Below are 20,552 nucleotides of genomic sequence, written 5' to 3' on the forward strand. Positions count from 1 at the left end.
CCGCAACACTGCGAGCCCATATGGACAGGAGCAATACATGCACGGATATCGCTTGATCACCACGGCGTTGCTATGGCTTGGCAGCATCTGCGTGGCACATTCGGCCATGGCGTCAACGCCTGCGAGCACAGCGGCTGCGGCCAATGATCCGCTGGTGGATCAATGGGCGCGTCAGGTCGGCCAGACCATGCAGGCACGCCTGCGCAGCATGGCGGCCAGCGGCGAGCCCAGGCAGCTGTATTTGGCCGGTTTGTTGTGGGTCGATGCCGAGGACGACGCGGTGTCGGCCGCAGACGGAGGCTACGCCCCGATCCAGCGGGTCTGGCTGCAGCGTGCCCTGGACGCGCGGCCGCGCGACCCGTTGGTAGCGCGCATGGAATCCGCCGGTTGCGCACCTGCGTTGCGCTGTGACCCAGGCGCTGCGCTGGCCTTCCTGGAGCAGGCCGATGCCGGCAACGCCAGTGTGCATCTGCGTGCCTATACGGATGCGCAGCGCCGCGGCGACCAGGCGGCTGCCGAACGCGCCTGGCAGGCGGCCGTGCAGTCCGATCATTTCGACAGCGGTGCGCTGGCACTCGGCAAGGCTCTGCATGCCATCTACGGCGGCGTGCAATGGCCATCGCTGGCCTCGGTCAGCTTGCGCGCGCAACTCGACGCGCAAGGCATGCCCTCCACGGGCGCGGGCATGGCGGCGATGTTCGTGATGGGTGCCTGGTCTGCACATGCACTTCCGGCGCTGGGCGATCTGATGCGGCGCTGCAGCCCCACCGTTGCCACGCCCGCGTTACGCGACGAGTGCATGGCGGTGCTGAACAACGTGGCCAATGACGAGTCCACCTTGGCCACCGCCATGATCGGCAGCAGGGGCATTGCGGCACTGAGCAGCGGCGCCGATGCCACGCGCTGGCAGGCGCGGGTGCGGGAACTGCAGTGGCTACAGCAGCAGGAGCAGCCCCGCGCGTCCACCGTCGATGGCCTGGCCGACAAGCTGGAGGCCGTCCTGACGCAGGGCGAAGTGCCGGCGTTGCGTGCGCGGTTACAGCGTCAAGGCCTTGCAGTGCAGCCGCCAGCGGGTTGGCAGCCGGGCGCACCGGGCCACCAGACCCGCTAATCCGCTTGGCCGGCGCATGTCGCCTCGGCCATCTGCCAGCGGACGATGCTGCAGTGCGAGAGCGATCGCCGGTGCACGTTTAACGCCTTTCGACTACTTCCTCACTTCGTCGCGGTGTACGCTGCCGGCTTGCTCCCGGAAGCGAGGCGTGCATGAAGACAGTCCTGGTGGCCGGCTCCAAAGGCGGCGTCGGCAAGACCACGATCGCCACCAATCTGGCCGCCCATGCGGCCTTGCAGGGCCAGCGCACCGTGCTGGCGGACGCCGATCCGCAAGGCTCGTCCACGCGCTGGGCGCAGCGTCGCGCCAGCCTGGAAAGTGCGGTGTTGCCGATCGACGCCACCCGCCGGCGCAACTGGCAGGCCGCGGTGCCCGATGGTACCGACCAGCTGGTTATCGATGCTCCGGCCGGTGCGATGGCCGACGACCTGAGCGGCTTCCTCGACCACGTCGATGCCATCGTGGTGCCGGTATTGTCCTCGGCGCTGGATATCGAAGCGGTGGTCGGCTTCCTCAACACGCTGGCCAAGGTGCCGCGCGTGCATCAGCGCAAATTGCCGGTGGGCCTGGTGCTCAACCGCGCCCGTCCCTGGACCCAGACCTCGCAGCAAGCTGCCGAGATGATCGGCGCCTGGCCCTATCCCCTGGTAACCCAGCTGCGCGACACCCAGGCCTATGTGGTGATGGCCGGGTTGGGGCGCAGCCTGTTCGATTACCGCTCGGCGCAGGTGCGCGACCATCAACAGGACTGGGAGCCGCTGTTCAAGTGGCTCAAGAAGTCCTAGACCGGAGTGTTTTCATGCGCGAACTGATATTGCTGCGACACGCCCACGCCGAGCCGGCCGATACCGGCCAGGCCGATCTGGATCGCCCGCTGTCTCCGCACGGCATCGCCGAGGCCGAATCTGCCGGCCGCTGGCTGCGCGAGCAGCGCCTGGTGCCCGATCGCGTGCTGTGCTCGCCGGCGCGACGTGCGCGCGAGACGCTGGAAGCGGTGCTGGAACTCACCGGCTACATCGAACAACGCCTGGACGAGCGGATCTACGACGCCACGCCGGGCACCCTGGCCAGCCTGGTGGACGAGCACCGCGATGCCGAGCGCCTGCTGCTGGTCGGCCACAACCCGGGCCTGGAACGGCTGGCCGCCTTGATGCACAGCGGCCAGACCGGCGACTACCGTGGCATGCCGACCGCCGCGATCGCCCTGCTGGCACTGCCGCTGGATGCGGCCATCGAACCGGGCATCGCCCGCCTGACCGCCTTCTGGTGGCCTTGATCCGTGTCATCGTCGCTGCGCTGGTTTGCCTGGCTCGCGCTCTGGGTCGCTCTTCCGTGCATGGCGCAGCAGAAGCTGCATTCCATCGATCCGGTGCAATCGCGCTTCGGGTTCGAGATCAGGACGCGCTTCGGCATGAAGATCGAGGGGTTCTTCCCGCGCTTTCGGGGTGAACTGGCGGAATTGCCTGACGGGCGCCAGCAGGTGCGCTTCCGTTTGGATGCCACGCAGGTGGAAATTCCGGGCAAGGACCGCTACACGGCGTGGATGCGCGGCGAGGATTTTTTCGACGTCGCGCAGTATCCGGTGGTGGAATTTGAGTCGTTTCCCTATACCGCGGAGGTGGTGAAGAAGGGCGGCGACATCACCGGCAACCTGACCATTCGCGGAATCACCCACATCGAGACCCTGCACGTGGTGCCGGCTGAATGCGCGCGGCCGGGCTATGATTGCGATGTAATCAGTCGAGGTACGGTCCTGCGTGGACGTTACGGAATGAATGCGTGGCAGATGGCCCTGGGTGACAGGGTGACGTTCATTCTGCGTGGGCGGTTGCAGGAGGCGCGGCGCCCGTGAGGTTCCTGTTGAGGGTGCTTGTGCTGGCAACGCTGTTGCTCGGCACCGGATGCGCCGGCCTGTCGCAAATCGAACGCAACCGTGCCGCCGGGGTGGCGGCCGCTGCCCGCAGTACCGTGGTCAGTTGCACGCAGGCCAATCGTTGCGCCCAGCTCTCGCCGCTGCGCGCGCTGGGTGGCGAGGCGATCACCGCCTCCACGCCGGCCGCGCCGCGGCATTACGCCACCATCGTCGATCACGGCGAAGAATCGCTGGTGGCGCGGCTCAACCTGATCCGCAGCGCCACCCGCAGCATCGACCTGCAGACCTACATCTTCGACAAGGACGACAGCGCGCGGATGGTGCTGGATGCGCTGACCGATGCGGCGCAGCGCGGGGTCAAGGTGCGCATCCTGATCGATCAGCTCTCGGCGATCGCCGATCTGCAGATTCTCGGTGCGCTGGCCAGCACCCACGAAAACCTGCAGCTGCGCATCTACAACCCGACCTTCGGCAAGGTCAAACTCAATTACTTCGACTATGCCGGCAGCGTGGTGTGCTGTTTCCGCCGCTTCAACCAGCGCATGCACAACAAGCTGCTGGTGGTGGACGACGTGCTCGGCGTGGTCGGCGGGCGCAATTACCAGGACGACTATTACGACTGGGATAGCGAGTATAACTTCCGCGACCGCGACGTGATCCTGGCCGGTCCGGAAGTGCGTGCGATGGCGGCCAATTTCGATGCGTTCTGGCGCGCGCGCCGCAGCGTGCCGGCCGAGCGTCTGAACGATGTCGGGCGCCTGCTGCTGGAGCAGGGCGCGCCCAAGATGCCGCCGGCCACGTTCCGCCGCCCCGATCGGGTGGAGCGGGTCGATCAGGAGGCGCGCGATCCGCAGTTCGTGCGCGATGCGTTCGTGACCCCGGCCATGCCGGTGCAGCGCGTGCTGTATGTGGCCGATCTGCCGCAGAAGCACCGCAAGGAGCACGCCGCCAAGGCGGTGTCCACCGCGCCCGAATTGGACGGCCTGATCGCCGGCGCGCAGCAGGAAGTGCTGCTGCAGACGCCGTATCTGGTGCTTTCCGACGAGGCGCAGTCGATCTTCCGCGCATTGCGCCAGCGCCCGCAACCGCCGCGGATCGTGGTGTCGACCAATAGCCTGGCCGCCACCGACAACCCGATCGTGTATGCGCTGTCGTACAAGTTCAAACGCCGCAACATGCGCGAGCTGGGCTTCAACGTCTACGAGTTCAAGCCGTTCCCGCTGAACGCGCCGGTGGAGTACGCCAACCTGGTGCCCGATCCGCTCAACCCCGCGGCGGCCGAGTCGGCCGAAGACGATGGTCGGGTCAACCGGGTGATCGGCGGCAGTGCGGCCGGCAACGCCATGCGTGGCAGTGGTGGCGGTGGCGGTGGCACGGCCGGCACTGCGATCCGCGGCAGCGGGGGTGGCGCAGGCCGTGCGCCCGGCGGCAGCGAGGTCGATCGGCGCGTGCTGCGCACCGAGACACGGCCTTCGTTCCTGGGCACGCGCGCGGTCAACAAGCCGCTGCCGGTGACCCGTGCCGGTGCGCGCATGGGCCTGCATGCCAAGTCGTTGGTGGTGGACCGCCGCATCGGCGTGATCGGCACGCACAACTTCGATCCGCGCAGCGAGAACTACAACACCGAAGCGGCGGTGGTGATCGACGATGCGCGCTTTGCGCAGGCGCTGGCGGCCAGCATCGAGCGCGACATGGCGCCGGAAAACGCCTGGACCGTGGCTCCGCGCGAAAAGCCGCCGGTGCTGAGCGGATTGAACTACAGCGTGGGCAAGGTGTCCGAAGCCTTGCCGGTGCTGGATTTCTGGCCCTGGCGCTACGCCACCAATTACGAGTTCCAGCCGGGGCCGGGTTGCCCGTTCCCGCTCAAGCGCCAGGACCCGCAGTTCCGGCAGTGCTATGTGGCGGTAGGCGATTTCCCCGAGGTCAACGTCGGCCCGAAATGGCTGCTGGTGCGGATGCTGACCGCCTTCGGTGCAGGATTGGTGCCGATCCTCTGATCGCAGCGGCGTGTCGACCCGGGGCGGCATCGAGACGTCTCGGGGCAGCCGGTGCATCGTGGAGTGCCGCACCGCTGCAATGGCGCGGTGCGCTGCAGTAGATAGGCGGCGCGCCACACACCGCCATCCGCCGAAGTCACCATCGCGGCCTGGCGTGCAGCGCCAGCCAAAGGCAGTTGCATCAGACCCCAGCGCCGCAGATGCTGTCCCGATTCCCGATTCCCGATTCCCGATTCCCCCAATCCCCAATCCCCAATCCCCAATCCCCAGCCTATGACCTTCCGCGAACCCGTCGACCTGGCCGCCCTCAACGCCTCCAGCCGTGACACCCTGATCGAACATCTGGGCATCGTGTTCACCGCCGCCGGCGACGACTGGTTGAGCGCCACCATGCCGGTGGATGCGCGCACCAAGCAGCCGTATGGCCTGCTGCACGGCGGTGCGTCGGTGGTGCTGGCCGAAACTCTGGGCAGCAGCGCCGGCAACCTGTGCGTGGATATGACCGCGCAGATGTGCGTCGGGCTGGAGATCAATGCCAATCACCTGCGCGCCGCCACCGATGGCCTGGTCACCGGCACCGCGCGTGCGGTGCATGTGGGGCGCAGCACCCAGGTCTGGGACATCACCATCGAAAATCCGGCCGGCAAGCGCGTCTGCGTCTCGCGGCTGACCCTGGCCGTGGTCCCGCGCAGCAATGGCTGAGCACGCCGTGCAAGTGCATGGGTGGAACAGCGCCACCCGCTGCGGGCACTGCGCGCAGGCCACGCTGCTGTCACAATAGTTGCGCTTCCTTCCCCTGGTACCGGTCCCGTTCCGTCAATGAGCGAGTCATCCCTGGACGCCACGCGCGACGCTGGCAGCGTGCTGCGTTGGTTCCGGTACCTGTATCGGGTGCCGTTGTTGCTGATGCATCTGAGCATCTGCCTGCCGATCACCATGCTGTGCGTGGTGGCGCCGCCGCTGGCGAGCATCCGTACCGGGCGCGACGACACCCTGGACGAGCTGATGATCCGTTGGTGGCAGGGCAACCTGATGCGCATCTTCGGCTTCCGCCTGCGGCGCTTCGGCACCCCGCTGCCGGGCGCGACCCTGTTCGTGGCCAACCACGTCAGCTGGGTCGACATCTCGATGCTGCACAGCCAGCGCGTGATGGGCTTTGTGGCCAAGCGCGAGATCGCCGGCTGGCCGCTGGTCGGCTGGCTGGCGACCAAGGGCCAGACCATCTTCCATCAGCGCGGCAATACCGAATCGCTGGGCGGGGTGCTGCAGGAAATGCTGCTGCGTCTGCAAAGCGGCAAGCCGGTGGGTGTGTTCCCCGAAGGCCGCACCCGTGGCGGTACCGAAGTCGGCCCGTTCCATGCGCGCATCTTCCAGGCCGCGGTCGAGGCCGGTGTGCCGGTGCAGCCGGTGGCGCTGCGCTACGGCGAGCGCGGCAATGCGCAGGCGGTGGTGGCGTTCGGCGAGCGCGAGAGTTTCTTCGCCAATATCGTGCGTCTGCTCGGCGAGCCGTCGCGGCTGGCCGAGGTGCATTTTCTCGAGCCGATCCGCGCGCTGGATATCGAAGGCCGGCGCCGCCTGGCCGATACCTCGCGGCAACGCATCATTGCGGCAATGGAGTCCTAAGCCGACGATGCAAGCGCTCATCACCCCTGCGGCCAGCACCCCCTTGTCTGGCCCGATGAGCGCATGAACGCCTCCGACTATCTGCCGCCGCGCTGGCTGCGCAATCCGCATGTGCAATCGGTGCTGGGCAGCAGTGCCTTGCGCCGGCTCCGCAGCCGCCAGTTGCTGGCCGCCAGCGGCGCGGTCACCAGCGAACACATTCTCGACGGCGGCGACGGCGTGCGCCTGCAGGGCTGGATGAGCATCCCGCCCGGCGATGCACCGGTACGCGGCACGGTGCTGCTGCTGCACGGCTGGGAAGGCAGCGCCGACTCCAATTACATGCGGCTGACCGCCGCGCGCCTGCTCGGCCTGGGCTATCAGGTGTTCCGGCTGAATTTCCGCGACCACGGCGGCACGCACCACCTCAACGTGGACCTGTTCCACTCCGATCGCATCGAGGAAGTGGTCAATGCGGCGGGCGATCTGTGGCAGCGGTTTCCCGCGCCGCAGCTGCTGGCGGCGGGCTATTCGCTGGGCGGCAATTTCGCATTGCGGCTGGCGCTCCGGGCACCGGCGGCCGGGCTGCCGCTGGCGCGCGTGGCGGCGGTGTGCCCGTTGCTGGATCCGGCGGCGACCATGCTGCAGCTGGAAAAGGGGCCGCAGTTCTACGATTGGTATTTCCGCCGCAAGTGGCGCGAGTCGCTGCTGCGCAAGCGCAAGCTGTTCCCCGATCAGCACGGCTACGACGACGCCACGCTGGCGCTGGACATGCGCGGGCTGATGGCTTGGCTGGCCGAGCAGCACACCGGGCATGGCTCGCTGGAAGCGTATTTCGACAGTTATTCGATCGCCGGCGAGCGCCTGGCCGGCCTGCAGGTGCCGGTGGACATCCTGATGGCCGAGGACGACCCGGTCATTCCGTTCGAGGATTTCGCCGCCTGGCAGCTGCCGGCGCATGCACAGCTGGAAATCGCGCGCTGGGGCGGCCACTGCGGCTTTCTGGAAAACGCCCGCGGCGATGGATTCGCCGAACGCTGGGTGGCCGAGCGGCTGGCGGCGCAGGCGTAGGTCGGCGGCACCCCGCGCATCGTTACAATAGGCGTTTGTCCTGGACACGCCCTCCGCCATGCAAGACGCCATTCTCCAAGCCCTGCGCCGCAACGCGGCCGACGATGCGGTGGCGCTGGCCCGCGAGTGGGTCCTCAGCGCGCCCGAAAACGCCGCCACGCATCGCTGGCTGGGCCTGGCCCTGCAGCAGCAGGGTCAACCGGCGCTGGCGCTGGACAGCATCGAAACCGCGCTGACGCTGACGCCGGAAGATGCCGATCTGCATCTGCTGCGCGCCGGCCTGCTGCTGGCGATGCGCGAGCTGTCGGCAGCGGACGACGCGTTGTCGCGCACCACCGCGCTCGACCCCAACCAGTTCAACGCTTACGTGATGCAGGCGCATCTGGCGGTGGCGCGCGGCGATCTGGATGAGGCGCAGCGGCTGAGCCGCACTGCCGCGCGTCTGGCGCCCGAGCACCCGCAGCTGCTGGCTGTCGATGGCGTGGTGGAACTGCGCCGCGGCCAGGGCGAGCGCGCGCTGTCGCTGCTGACCCGCGCCGCCGAGCAACTGCCCGACGACCCGCGGGTGATGTTCGCGCTGGGCTTTGCGTATCTGCAGAAGGAGCATTTTGCGTTTGCCGAGCGCGCCTTCGAGCGCGTGGTCGAGCTCAATCCGCCCGGCACCGCGCTGCGTGCCTTCATCGCCCAGCTGGCCCAGCGCCAGGGCCGCCTGGACGATGCACTGGCCGCGATGCAGGGCGTGTTCGCCCAGCCCGGCGGCGATCTCCCGGCCATGCGCCGGCTCGCCGGCGAGATGGAATTGCAGGCCGGCCGCCCCGACCAGGCCGCTGCGCACCTGCGCCTGGCGCTGGCGCATTGGCCGGCCGACCGCCGCACCCTGCATGCCTTGCTGACCGCCTGGGAGCGGCTGGGCGCGGTGGACGATGCGCGCGACACCCTGGACGCGGCGCTGGCCACCTCGGCCAATGCGCACGACCTGTGGCTGGCGCGGCTGGCGGTGGAGCCGGTCGGCGGGCCGCAGGCGCAGGCGGTAATCGAGCGCTGGCTGCTGGCCATGCCCGAGCATCTGCCGGCACTGGAAGCGCTGATGCGCGTGCACGACATGCAGGGCCATGCCGAACAGGCGGAGATGGTGGCGCGCCAGATCGTGGCGGTGGAGCCGGGCCGCATCAGCGGCGAGCAGCGCATCGTCGAGGCGCTGCTGGAGCGCGACCCGCCGGCGGCGATCGCCTGCGTGCAATCGCTGATCGACTCGCTGCCCGAGCCCCAGCAGACCGTGCTGCGGCCGTGGCTGGGCAATGTGCAGGACCGCGCCGGCCAGCCCGAGGCGGCCGTGGCGACCTGGATGCAGTTCCAGCGCGAACAGGCCCAGCACCGTCTGCCGTTGCCGCCGCTGGCCGCCAAGCAGCCGATGCAGTGGCCGGAGCTGGGGACCATTCCCGAGAGCGTGACGGCACGGCCGCTGTTCGTATGGGGCACGCCGGGCTCGCATGTCGAACGCCTGGTCGCGGTGATGGGCGCGGCCACCCCGCTGGTGCGCGACGACCGTTATGGCAGCACGCCGCCGTCCGATGCGCTGCAGAGCTACCGCACTGTCGAGCAGCTGGCGTCCGGCGAGCTGGCGCCGATGGCGCTGGTGGAAGGCTGGAAGGCGCAACTGCCGCGGCGCGGTATCGACGACGGCAACGTCATCGACTGGCTGCTGTGGTGGGACAACACCCTGCTGACCGCGCTGCGCCCGCACCTGCCCGAAGGCCGGCTGGCGATCGCGCTGCGCGACCCGCGCGACATGCTGCTGGACTGGCTGTCGGCCGGCGCGCCGGCACCGCTGGCCGTGCAATCGCCGCAGCAGGCCGCCGACTGGCTGCTGACCGCGCTGGAACAGCTCGCCGTGCTGCACGAGCGCGATCTGTATCCGCACCGGATCATCCGCCTGGACGGCATCGAGAGCGACCCGCAAGGCATCTCCACCGCGCTGGAACAGGCGTTCGGCCTGCGCTTTCCGCTGGTCGAACCGCGCGGCCCGGCCCGCCTGGCCACGGGTCGCTGGCGCAACTACCGCAACGTACTGGGCGCGCAATTCGATCTGCTCACGCTGATCGCGATGCGCTTCGGCTACCCGCAGGACTGAGCGCCGCTCAGCACGGCTGCGCTCACTGTCGGTGGGCGCGGCCGACGCCCGGTGCGGCATGCCTTCAGCGGCGCAGCTCGCACCACCCCGTAGGAGCGGCCCCGGCCGCGAAGAGGCGTCACCGATGAACGGCTACCGACGATGCAGCGTTACCGGTATGTCCCGTCGCGGCCAGGTCCGCTCCTACGGTGGGTGCAGATTGGTCAGCAACCGAATGTGGCGCTCACTGCCCGGCAGGCGCGGCCTGTGCCCGGCGCGGCATGCCTTCGGCGGCTGCCCGGTAGGAGCGGCCCCGGCCGCGAAGAGGCGTTACCGATGAACGCGGCCACCGACGATGCAGCGTCACCGGTCGGCACCGTCGTGGCCAGGGCCGCTCCTACGGGTCGATGCAGATTGGTCAGCAACCGAATGTGGCGCTCATTGCCTGGTAGCCCGGCCGGCGCGGCAGCCACCGGCGGCGCAGCTCGTACTGCCCGGTAGGAGCGGACCCGGCCGCGATGAAGCGTTACCGACGATGCGTCGCTACCGATACCGCCCCGTCGCGGCCAGGTCCGCTCCTACGGATCAATGCAGATTGGCCAGCGCCAAGCACTGACTGAATATGGCGCTCCCTACCAAGCGCACGCGGACGGCGCGGGACGTGGCACGCGCACATCGCAGCGTCCACGCTGCAGACGCACGATCACGCGGCCGCGGGCGTTCGCTGGCGTGCTGAACCGGCCGCGATAAACCCGGCCGGGCGCACCAGAGGGTTCCATGGCGATGGCTTCCTCTGCGGCGCGGACCCAGGCACCCTGGTCGGCCTCATTGCCTCGGAGACTCCTGCATGCGCCTGACCAGCAACAGCATCGAAAACGGCAAGCCCATCGCGGTGGAATTTGCCGCCGGAACGCCCGAGGGCTTTGCGCCCAACCGTAACCCGCATCTGGCCTGGAGCGAGGTGCCGGGCGGCACGCGCTCGTTCGCGCTGCTGTGCCTGGACCCGGATGTGCCGACCGTCCCGGAAACCGTGGGCCGCGACGACGTGCAGATTCCGGTCGATCAGCCACGCACCGATTTTGTGCATTGGGCCATGGCCGATATCCGCGCCGACGTGCATGAGATCGCCGCAGGCAGCTGCAGCGACGGTTTCGTGCCCAAGGGCAAGCAGCAGCCGGCCGGCCCGGCCGGTGCGTGCCAGGGCCTGAACTCGTATACCGAATGGTTTGCCGGCAATGCCGACATGGCCGGCAATTATCTGGGCTACGACGGCCCGTACCCGCCGTTCAACGACCTGCGTGTGCACCGCTATTTCTTCCGCGTGTTTGCGCTGGACGTGGCGCAGCTCAGCCTGCCCGAGACCTTCACTGCGGCCGATGTGCTGTCGGCGATGCAGGGCCACGTGCTGGCCGAGGCGGCGTTGCACGGCACCTACACGTTGAATCCGGCGCTGCGCTGACGGTAACGAACGGTCCTGCGCCACCGGTCAGGTCGGCGCGGGGCCGGTTGCGGCCCATGGTGACCTGGTGCGTGCGGCGTCAATCGCACGATCGCCGCCACACTGGTCAACCGTTGGCTTCGATCATCTGCTCAAGCACGTACACCGGCGCGCCGTCCGTGCCTGCGGCGGCCGGGTAGCGGGTGACGCGCAGCAGGGTGCGGATGCCGGCTTCGTGCTCGAAGCCTTCGATCTTGCCCTCGAAGACTTGCCAGGTCTGGGTGACAGGCTGCCCTGCCGCATCCTGTTCGCGCAGTTGCAGGCATTGGCGCGCCGGGTCGGACCCGCATGCCACGGTGTCGGCCGCCACTTCGATCAGCAGCGTCTGGCCGGGTCCACCGTAGCGGGTGTCGGCCGTGGCGACACCGCCGAACACCAGCCGGGTGCCGTCGCTGCGGGTCAGGGTCAGCTGTGGCGAGGTCTGCGCGGTGTTCAGCGCCACCGCGAAGCGGCCGGACAGCAACTCGCTGGCAGCGCGCTCCTGGGCCATCCGCCGCGGTTGCGCGCACAGGCGTTTGCTCGACACCACCCGGCCGATCTGCAAATGCGCCTGCGCCACGCTGTAATCGGCGCCCAATGCGTTGCAGGTCTGGCTGACCTGGATGCGGTGATCGCTGAAATCCAGCTGCAAGGGCGGTGTGCCAGCGACGAACAGGCTACCCAAGGCGGTGCCGTGCGCATCGCTGGCCTGCTGCAGCTGCCAGTGTTGCGCCCGCAACGCGGCCTGCAGTGGCGCGTTGTCGGCTGCGATCGAGCTGGTCGCGGCCGGCTCGGCGGCAGCAGCGTCGGCGCTGGATCCGGGTGCCTGCGGCGGCGTGCTCGACCCGCAGGCCGTCACGCCCGCTGCCAGCAGTGCAGGGGCAAACAACACGGCACGCATGCGGCGGCTCCCGGTGATCGATATGTCAGTGATACCGCCACCGCGCGGCCGGGGCAATGACGCAAGTCACTGCCCGGCCATGTGCCTCGCATGCCGCGCCGGCTCAGCCGGCACGACACGCGACGGCGTGGCCGTCTCAGGCCAGCGCCGGCAGCCACAGCAGCAGGGCCGCGCCCAGCACGATGCGGTAGACCGCAAATACGGTGAAGCGGTGCTTCTTGATGTAGCCCAGCAGCCACTTCACCACCACAAAGCCGGTGATGGTCGCCGCCACGAAGGCGACCGCCACATCGGCCCAGTTCTCGCTGCCGAAGCCACCTTCCTTGTACATCTCCAGCAGGGCATACCCGCTGGCCGCGAACATGGTCGGGATGCCCACCATGAACACGAAATCGGCCGCCGCCGAGCGCTTGCTCAGGCCCAGCAGCATGGCCAGGAAGATCGCCGAGGCCGAGCGCGAGGTGCCGGGGAACACGCCGGCGACGACCTGCGCCAGACCGACCGCGATGGCCACCTTCCAGGTCACCACATCGCGCTCGGGCAGTTTGCCGGCAAAGTGCTCGGCCACCAGCATCCACAGCCCGCCGATCAGCAACGCCCAGGCCACCGGCTGCACGGTTTCCGGCAGCTGCCAGCCGGCCTTGCGCACGATCAGCCCGACCACTGCGGTAACCAGGAAGGCCACGCCGATCTTGAGCACGTAGTCGCGGTTGTCGCGCTGGCCCAGGCCGGTGGCCAGGGTCCACAGCTTCTGCCGCAACGCCAGGCAGATCGCCAGGATCGCGCCGGCCTGGATGACGATGTTGAAGAAGTCAGAACGGCGTCCGAGCCATTGTTCGGCGATCAGCAGGTGGCCGGTGCTGGAGATCGGCAGGAATTCGGTGAGGCCTTCGAGAATGCCCAACAGCAGGGCGGAAATCAGATCGGACATCGGACTGGAGAGGGGATGGGGGAAGCGTCAGGATAGTGCATTGCGGCATGCACCATATCGGTGCAACATGCGATTGATTAGCACCTAAAAGGTGCTAGCTAGACGTGAGCGGCCTCAAGCGATGCAAGCAAAATCAACGACTTGTGAAGATCCGGCGCTTGGCATGGTCCCTGCTGTAGTTCCGCTCACGAGCCACTTAACTCCTGTAGAGGTTTCTTCCGATGTCCGTGGAAAATGTTGAAAAGCTGATCAAGGACAACAAGGTCGAGTTTGTCGACCTGCGCTTCGTCGATATGCGTGGTGTACAGCAGCACATCACCTTCCCGGCCAACATCATCGAGCCGGCGCTGTTCGAAGAAGGCAAGATGTTCGACGGCAGCTCGATCGCGGGTTGGAAGGGCATCAACGAGTCGGACATGGTTCTGCTCCCGGACGCCGGCACTGCGTATCTGGATCCGTTCTTCGCCGATCCGACGATCGTGCTGACCTGCGACATCCTCGATCCGGCCACCATGCAGAGCTATGAGCGCGACCCGCGCGGCATCGCCAAGCGTGCCGAGGCCTACCTGAAGTCCTCCGGCACCGCCGACCAGGCGTTCTTCGGCCCGGAGCCGGAATTCTTCATCTTCGATTCGGTGCGCTTTGCCAACGACATGGGCCACACCTTCTTCCAGGTCGGCTCGGAAGAGGCTGCCTGGAACACCGGCGCCAAGTACGACGGCGGCAACAGCGGCTACCGTCCGGGCGTGAAGGGCGGCTACTTCCCGGTCCCGCCGACCGACACGCTGCACGACCTGCGCGCGGAAATGATCAAGACGCTGGAACAGGTCGGCATCGAGACCGAGGTGCACCACCACGAAGTGGCCACCGCCGGCCAGTGCGAGATCGGCACCAAGTTCAGCTCGCTGGTGCAGAAGGCCGACGAACTGCTGACGATGAAGTACATCATCAAGAACGTCGCCTACCGCAACGGCAAGACCGCGACCTTCATGCCCAAGCCCATCGTGGGCGACAACGGCTCGGGCATGCACGTGCACCAGTCGCTGACCAAGGGCGGCGTCAACCTGTTCTCCGGCGACGGCTACGGCGGCCTGTCGCAGATGGCGCTGTGGTACATCGGCGGCATCTTCAAGCACGCACGTGCGATCAACGCCTTCTCCAACTCCGGCACCAACAGCTACAAGCGCCTGGTCCCGGGCTTCGAGGCGCCGGTGATGCTGGCTTATTCGGCCCGCAACCGCTCGGCCTCGTGCCGCATTCCGTGGGTCACCAACCCGAAGGCGCGCCGTATCGAAATGCGCTTCCCCGATCCGTTGCAGTCCGGCTACCTGACCTTCACCGCGCTGATGATGGCCGGCCTGGACGGCATCAAGAACCAGATCGACCCGGGCGCGCCGAGCGACAAGGACCTGTACGACCTGCCGCCGGAAGAAGAGAAGCTGATCCCGCAGGTCTGCTCCAGCCTGGATCAGGCGCTGGAAGCGCTGGACAAGGACCGCGAGTTCCTCAAGGCCGGCGGCGTAATGAGCGACGACTTCATCGACGGTTACATCGCGCTGAAGATGCAGGAAGTCACCAAGTTCCGTGCTGCGACCCACCCGTTGGAGTACCAGCTGTACTACGGCAACTGAGTTCCACCGCGGTGATGGCGGAGGCCCCCCCTCCCACCTCCGCCATCGCCGCACATGTTTGATCGCTCCACGGCACCGGCCGGGGAGTGAAGGGGTATTGAGAGAGCACACAGTTCGCGACGCGCGGGCCTGACCTCTCCCACGGGGCGGATGCATCTGCATCGGCCGAGGTCTGCGTAATCGCGAACGCGCGGATGCCGGGGTTGGCATCCAGGTGAATGACACCGCCGGGCGGCGCAATGCCGGCCGGTCTTTTCCACCATTCGGGGTATGCGCATGAAATTGATCACCGCCATCATCCGGCCGTTCAAGCTCGACGAGGTCCGCGAGGCCCTGTCCGCAGCAGGCGTGTCGGGCATCACCGTGACCGAGGTCAAGGGTTTCGGACGCCAGAAAGGCCACACCGAGCTGTACCGCGGCGCCGAGTACGTCGTTGATTTCCTGCCCAAGATCAAGATCGAGACGGTGGTGACCGACGACCGGCTGGACGCAGTGGTCGAGGCCATCCAGAACGCCGCCGGCACCGGCAAGATCGGCGACGGCAAGATCTTCGTGACCGCGATCGAGCAAGTCGTGCGCATCCGCACCGGCGAGATCGGCGCCGATGCGCTCTGAGTCCCCCACCCCCGGAGTTCTTATGAAGACAGTCCTTTTTGCCGGGTGGAAAGCCCGGTTCTACAGTGTCTGCATGCTGATGCTGTTCAGCGCGCTGGTGGTGGGCGGCATGGGCAGCGCGCACGCGCAGTCCACTCCGCAGGTCACCCCGCTGCCGACCGAACCGGTCACCACCGAACCGCTGCCGTCGGCGCAGCCGCCCGCCGCACCGGTGGCCGCCGCCGAGGCCGCGCCGGTGGTGGAGAAGGGCGATGTCGCCTGGATGCTGACCTCCACGCTGCTGGTGCTGCTGATGGTGGTGCCGGGCCTGGCGTTGTTCTACGGCGGCATGGTGCGTGCCAAGAACGTGTTGTCGGTGCTGATCCAGGTCGCGGTGGTGTTCTCGCTGCTGACCATCCTGTGGGTGGTGTACGGCTACAGCCTGGCGTTTTCCGGCGAAGGCCCGTGGATCGGCAATCTGGACAAGGCGCTGCTCAAGGGCGTGACCATCGAGACGCTGGCGGCCACCTTCACCAAGGGCGTGAGCCTGCCGGAATACGTGTTCGTGGCGTTCCAGGCGACCTTTGCCGGCATCACCGGTGCGCTGATCGTCGGCGCCTTTGCCGAACGCGCCAAGTTCGCCGCGGTGCTGCTGTTCTCGGTGATCTGGTTCACCTTCGGCTACCTGCCGCTGGCGCACATGGTCTGGGCCACCGGCGGATACCTGTTCGGCCTGGGTGCGCTGGATTTTGCCGGCGGCACCGTGGTGCACATCAACGCCGGTATCGCCGGCCTGGTCGGCGCCTACTTTGTCGGCAAGCGCGCCGGCCTGGGCCGCGAGGCGATCAAGCCGCACAACGTGACCCTGACCTTCGTCGGTGCCTCGCTGCTGTGGGTGGGCTGGTTCGGCTTCAACGCCGGCTCCAACCTGGAAGCCAATGCCGGTGCGGCGCTGGCCTTCCTCAACACCTTGCTGGCCACTGCCGCTGCCATCCTGGGCTGGTCGCTGACCGAGAAGATCATCAAGGGCAAGTCGTCTGCGCTGGGCGTGGCTTCGGGCATGGTCGCCGGCCTGGTCGGCATCACCCCGGCCTGCGGCACGGTGGGTCCGTTCGGTGCGATCGTCATCGGCCTGGCCGCCGGCGTGCTGTGCGTGTGGGGCGTCACCGGCCTGAAGCGCCTGCTGGGCGCCGACGACAGCCTGGACGTGTTCGGCGTGCATGGCCTGGGCGGCATCATCGGCGCCATCCTGACCGGCGTGTTCTCGGCGGCCTCGCTGGGCGGCCAGAAGGGCGGCGATTACGACATCGTGCATCAGGTCGGCATCCAGGCACTGGGCGTGGGCATCACCCTGGTGTGGATCGGCGTGGTGTCGGTGGTGGGCTTCCTGGTCGCCAAGCTGGTGTTCGGCCTGCGCGTCACCGAAGAAGCCGAACGCGAGGGCCTGGATATCACCTCGCACGGCGAAGCGGCATACGAGTCCTGAGCATGCACACCCGCGGCCACGCTGCCGCGGGTGGCGCAACGACCCGGCCGGGACAGCCGTGCCGGGTCCGTTTTCCCCGTTGCCCCATCGGGCGCGGACCAACTGCCGAGGTGCCTGCATGACCAGCCCCACGCCTGTGACTGTCGGCGCGGATGTCCGCTGGATCGGTGCGACCTGCTGCCATCCGGCCCCGATTCCTTGCTTGCACGCTTCGTTCTGCGCGCTATATGCGCAGGCCGATCGTGCTTGCACTAAATTGGTGCAATGCTGATGTCGTCCATCCTCCCGTCGCTGGACAGCCTGGGCACACCGGTGGCCTGGGCCGACCGCGAGGGTCGCGTGCTGGGCGTCAATCCGGCCTTCGCGCGCTGGCTCGGGGTCAGTGCGCGGCGTCTGGTCGATCAACCGCTGGCGGCGCTGGAAGTGCAGGGCGATGCGCTGGCCCGCTTCCTGCTCAACGACGAGCGCGACGTGCTGCGCCTGCATCGGCTGGCATTGGGCCTGCCCAATGACGCGCCGCGCTTTGCCGAAGGCTGGCTGTCGCGGCTGGACGACGGCGGCTGGCTGCTGGAAACCCATCCGGTCGACGAATTCCCCGCACTGGACCCCACCCATGCGCTGCCCAACGCCTTGAGCGCCGCGCTCAAGGGGCTGGCGCACGAGCTGCGCAATCCGCTGGCCGGGCTCAAGGGCGCGGCGCAGTTGCTGGCGCGGCGCTCGGCCGGGCGCGACGAGGACGAGCGCGAGCTGATCGAGCTGATCGGCACCGAGATCGAACGCCTCAATACCTTGCTCGAACGCCTGCTCTCGCCCACGCCGGCGCGCCCGCACGACCGCCTCAACATCCACGTCGTGCTCGAGCGCGTGCTGCGCCTGGCCGAGGCCGAGGGCGGCTGGTCGGTGCAGGTGCAGCGCGATTACGACCCCAGCATTCCCGACATCCTCGGCGATGGCGACCGCCTGACCCAGGCGGTGTGGAATCTGGTGCGCAATGCGTTCCAGGCCGGCGCCACACGGGTGACCCTGCGCACCCGCGTCGAGCACGGCCAGCGCATCCGCGACCGCGTGCATGCGATGTCGCTGCGGCTGGAGATCATCGACGACGGCGGCGGCGTGCCGGAGGAACTGGCCGAGCACCTGTTCCTGCCGCTGGTCAGCGGCCGCGCCGAGGGCAGCGGCCTGGGTCTGGCGCTGGCCCAGCAGGTCTCGCGCGAGCACCACGGCACGCTGACCTACCGCTCGCGGCCGGGACATACCGTTTTCACCCTGCTGTTGCCCGAGCTGGCCGGCGATCACGACAAGGAGCATCTGCATGGCTGAGGCCGCCGCCGCATCCCACCACATCTGGGTGGTCGACGACGACCGTTCGGTCCGCTTCGTGCTGTCCACCGCCTTGCGCGATGCCGGCTACGCCGTGGATGGCTTCGAGAGTGCCGCCGCCGCACTGCAGGCACTGGCCATGCGGCCCACCCCGGATCTGCTGTTCACCGACGTGCGCATGCCCGGCGAAGACGGCCTGAGCCTGCTCGACAAGCTCAAGTCCAGGCACCCGCAACTGCCGGTGATCGTGATGTCGGCCTACACCGATGTGGCCAGTACCGCCGGCGCCTTCCGCGGCGGCGCGCACGAGTTCCTGTCCAAGCCCTTCGATCTGGACGATGCGGTGGCCTTGGCCGCACGCGCGCTGCCCGATGCCGATGCCGGTGTCGAGGAGATCATCGGAACACCGTTGGCAGAAGGCTCGGCCTCGCTGATCGGCGACACCCCGGCGATGCAGGCGCTGTTCCGCGCGATCGGCCGGCTGGCGCAGGCACCGCTGTCGGTGCTGATCAATGGCGAGACCGGTACCGGCAAGGAACTGGTGGCGCGCGCGCTGCATAACGAATCGCCGCGCGCGCGCAAACCCTTCGTCGCGCTCAACACCGCCGCCATCCCCGCGGAACTGCTGGAAAGCGAGTTGTTCGGCCACGAAACCGGTGCCTTCACCGGCGCCACCAAACGCCATATCGGCCGCTTCGAACAGGCCGACGGCGGCACGCTGTTCCTGGACGAAATCGGCGACATGCCGCTGCCGCTGCAGACCCGCCTGCTGCGTGTGCTGGCCGAGAACGAATTCTTCCGTGTCGGTGGGCGCGAGTTGATCCGCGTCGATGTGCGCGTGATCGCCGCCACCCACCAGGACCTGGAGGCGCTGGTCGAACAGGGCCGCTTCCGTGCCGACCTGTTGCATCGCCTGGACGTGGTGCGCCTGCAATTGCCGCCGCTGCGCGAGCGCCGCGGCGATATCGCGCAGCTGGCCGAGAATTTCCTGGCCATGGCCGGGCGCAAGCTCGACATGCTGCCCAAGCGGCTGTCCTCGGCCGCGCTGGAACAACTCCGCCAATACGATTGGCCCGGCAACGTGCGCGAGCTGGAAAACGTCTGCTGGCGCCTGGCGGCCCTGGCCACTGCCGACATCATCGACGTGGTCGACGTGGAATCGGCACTGGCGCGCGGCGGCCGCCGCCAGCGTGCCGGCCGTGGCGATGGGCAATGGGACGAGATGCTCTCCAGCTGGGCCGCGCAACGCCTGAGCGAAGGCGCCCAGGGTCTGCACGCCGAAGCCCGCGAACGCCTGGACAAGACCCTGCTCGAAGCCGCCCTGCAACTCACCCAGGGCCGCCGTGCCGAAGCCGCCGCCCGATTGGGTCTGGGCCGCAACACCGTCACCCGCAAGCTCGGTCCGGGCCGCAAACGCCGGTGATCTGAGTCTAATCCCCTCTCTCATGGGAGAGGGGTTGGGGTGAGGGTCCCTGTGGTGATGGAAGCGCTATTGCACGCGCATCTATTGCAACGGTGCCTCGATCGAGCTGAGGCTGCCCGACACTGCCCGCGGCAAGCGTTGCTGAGTGGCACGCCGCCGAATCCTTGCTCTCGATGACGCCATCGCAGTTCTAACGTGCCGACGCCATCGTCCAAGCAACTCACGACACGTGTACTCGGCGTCTCGCACACCATCCCAACAACCCGCGTCCTATCGACCCGCACCTCCAACAACCCGAGCATCCACACCAACCCCGTAAACTCCTGTGCTGCCAGCGGCGCATTTCATGACATGTGAACATGCGCCCGCATAGGTTTTCAGCCTGATCAGGAGAACAGCTCGATGCGTTACCGGTCGTCCACGATCGTCGCCCTCACCGCGCTGGCGCTTGCCGCCTGCAGCAGCACGCCACCGCCTCCGCCACCACCGCCCCCGGCGGCGCGCGTGGTGCCCGTGCGTCCGGTCCAGCAGGCCGAAGCGGCGCTGGCATCGGCGTCGGGCAGCCTGGTCAGTGGTCGGGTGGTGCTGGTCCCTGCGCTGCAAGGCATTCGCATCACCGGCACGGTCGGTGGTCTGCGTCCGGGCGGCGTGGCCGGTTTCCATGTGCACGAACGCGGCGATTGCAGCGCCGCCGACGCCAGCAGTGCCGGTGCGCATTTCAATCCGACCGGTGCGGCGCACGGACGTGCCGGCAACACTCCCCACCACGCCGGCGACATGGACAACCTGCGTGCCGATGCCGAAGGTGTCGCGCATCTGGACATGATCGTTGCCGGCATCACCCTGGGCGATGCCGCGCCCACCGACGTGGTCGGCAAGTCGCTGGTCGTGCATGCCGATGCCGACGACTATCGCAGCCAACCCAGCGGCAATGCCGGCGCGCGCCTGGCCTGCGGCGTCATCCGCGTCACCCAGTGGCGCACACCCCCTTCGCAGCCCTGAGTCGGGGCACCCCTGGCTGCAGC

The 20,552-nt window shown here is 68.0% G+C and carries 18 protein-coding genes; 16 read left to right on the top strand and 2 right to left on the bottom strand.

The window, feature by feature from the left end:
* Positions 1 to 37 precede the first annotated feature (37 nt).
* The 10 genes from ABQY74_RS01085 (at position 38) to ABQY74_RS01130 (ending at position 11,223) form a co-directional block, all read left to right on the top strand.
* On the top strand, positions 38 to 1,111 hold the full coding sequence (locus ABQY74_RS01085; RefSeq protein WP_349792993.1) for a hypothetical protein: 1,074 nt from the start codon (positions 38 to 40) through the stop codon (positions 1,109 to 1,111).
* Between the two features lie 152 nt (positions 1,112 to 1,263).
* Positions 1,264 to 1,896 (top strand): ParA family protein, encoded by a 633-nt coding sequence (locus tag ABQY74_RS01090; RefSeq protein WP_016904235.1) that lies wholly within the window; start codon positions 1,264 to 1,266, stop codon positions 1,894 to 1,896.
* Positions 1,897 to 1,910: 14 nt separating this feature from the next.
* Positions 1,911 to 2,387, top strand: coding sequence for a histidine phosphatase family protein (locus ABQY74_RS01095; protein WP_016904234.1), 477 nt, complete (start codon positions 1,911 to 1,913; stop codon positions 2,385 to 2,387).
* 3 nt (positions 2,388 to 2,390) lie between these two features.
* The gene (locus ABQY74_RS01100) at positions 2,391 to 2,963 is read left to right on the top strand and encodes a YceI family protein (protein ID WP_024939492.1); all 573 of its coding nucleotides are present in this window, start codon (positions 2,391 to 2,393) and stop codon (positions 2,961 to 2,963) included.
* A complete protein-coding gene (locus ABQY74_RS01105) occupies positions 2,960 to 4,981 on the top strand; it encodes a phospholipase D family protein (protein WP_349792995.1) in 2,022 nt (673 codons plus the stop codon). Before ABQY74_RS01100 ends, ABQY74_RS01105 begins: the two co-directional genes overlap by 4 nt.
* Positions 4,982 to 5,254: 273 nt before the next feature.
* Positions 5,255 to 5,683, top strand: coding sequence for a hotdog fold thioesterase (locus ABQY74_RS01110; RefSeq protein ID WP_016904231.1), 429 nt, complete (start codon positions 5,255 to 5,257; stop codon positions 5,681 to 5,683).
* A gap of 21 nt (positions 5,684 to 5,704) precedes the next feature.
* Positions 5,705 to 6,604, top strand: coding sequence for a lysophospholipid acyltransferase family protein (locus ABQY74_RS01115; RefSeq protein ID WP_349792997.1), 900 nt, complete (start codon positions 5,705 to 5,707; stop codon positions 6,602 to 6,604).
* A gap of 63 nt (positions 6,605 to 6,667) precedes the next feature.
* Complete coding sequence (locus ABQY74_RS01120; RefSeq protein ID WP_167707567.1) at positions 6,668 to 7,654, top strand: YheT family hydrolase; 987 nt, start codon at positions 6,668 to 6,670, stop codon at positions 7,652 to 7,654.
* 58 nt (positions 7,655 to 7,712) lie between these two features.
* Positions 7,713 to 9,785 (top strand): tetratricopeptide repeat protein, encoded by a 2,073-nt coding sequence (locus ABQY74_RS01125; RefSeq protein WP_349792999.1) that lies wholly within the window; start codon positions 7,713 to 7,715, stop codon positions 9,783 to 9,785.
* 826 nt (positions 9,786 to 10,611) lie between these two features.
* Complete coding sequence (locus tag ABQY74_RS01130) at positions 10,612 to 11,223, top strand: YbhB/YbcL family Raf kinase inhibitor-like protein (RefSeq protein ID WP_349793001.1); 612 nt, start codon at positions 10,612 to 10,614, stop codon at positions 11,221 to 11,223.
* Between the two features lie 106 nt (positions 11,224 to 11,329).
* Here ABQY74_RS01130 and ABQY74_RS01135 read toward each other — a convergent pair whose 3' ends face one another.
* The gene (locus ABQY74_RS01135) at positions 11,330 to 12,142 is read right to left on the bottom strand and encodes an META domain-containing protein (RefSeq protein WP_349793003.1); all 813 of its coding nucleotides are present in this window, start codon (positions 12,140 to 12,142) and stop codon (positions 11,330 to 11,332) included.
* 136 nt (positions 12,143 to 12,278) lie between these two features.
* Complete coding sequence (locus ABQY74_RS01140; RefSeq protein WP_016903412.1) at positions 12,279 to 13,073, bottom strand: undecaprenyl-diphosphate phosphatase; 795 nt, start codon at positions 13,071 to 13,073, stop codon at positions 12,279 to 12,281.
* A gap of 221 nt (positions 13,074 to 13,294) precedes the next feature.
* Here ABQY74_RS01140 and glnA point away from each other — a divergent pair, with 221 nt between their 5' ends.
* The 6 genes from glnA (at position 13,295) to ABQY74_RS01170 (ending at position 20,529) form a co-directional block, all read left to right on the top strand.
* Positions 13,295 to 14,704: a type I glutamate--ammonia ligase gene (gene glnA, locus ABQY74_RS01145; RefSeq protein ID WP_016903411.1), complete on the top strand. Its 1,410-nt coding sequence runs from the start codon at positions 13,295 to 13,297 to the stop codon at positions 14,702 to 14,704.
* A gap of 276 nt (positions 14,705 to 14,980) precedes the next feature.
* Entirely contained in the window at positions 14,981 to 15,319 is a 339-nt protein-coding gene (locus ABQY74_RS01150) for a P-II family nitrogen regulator (protein ID WP_002808480.1), read from the top strand.
* A 22-nt stretch (positions 15,320 to 15,341) separates the two neighbouring features.
* Positions 15,342 to 16,784 carry an ammonium transporter gene (locus ABQY74_RS01155; protein WP_039529150.1) on the top strand — a complete coding sequence of 481 codons (1,443 nt, stop codon included), beginning with the start codon at positions 15,342 to 15,344 and terminating at the stop codon, positions 16,782 to 16,784.
* A gap of 264 nt (positions 16,785 to 17,048) precedes the next feature.
* Complete coding sequence (locus tag ABQY74_RS01160; RefSeq protein ID WP_016903409.1) at positions 17,049 to 18,104, top strand: nitrogen regulation protein NR(II); 1,056 nt, start codon at positions 17,049 to 17,051, stop codon at positions 18,102 to 18,104.
* Entirely contained in the window at positions 18,097 to 19,527 is a 1,431-nt protein-coding gene (ntrC, locus tag ABQY74_RS01165) for a nitrogen regulation protein NR(I) (protein WP_016903408.1), read from the top strand. Before ABQY74_RS01160 ends, ntrC begins: the two co-directional genes overlap by 8 nt.
* A gap of 402 nt (positions 19,528 to 19,929) precedes the next feature.
* Positions 19,930 to 20,529 (top strand): superoxide dismutase family protein, encoded by a 600-nt coding sequence (locus ABQY74_RS01170; RefSeq protein ID WP_039516513.1) that lies wholly within the window; start codon positions 19,930 to 19,932, stop codon positions 20,527 to 20,529.
* The last annotated feature ends 23 nt before the right edge of the window (positions 20,530 to 20,552 follow it).

This window comes from Xanthomonas sp. WHRI 7064, assembly GCF_040202355.2.
GTDB lineage: Bacteria > Pseudomonadota > Gammaproteobacteria > Xanthomonadales > Xanthomonadaceae > Xanthomonas > Xanthomonas arboricola.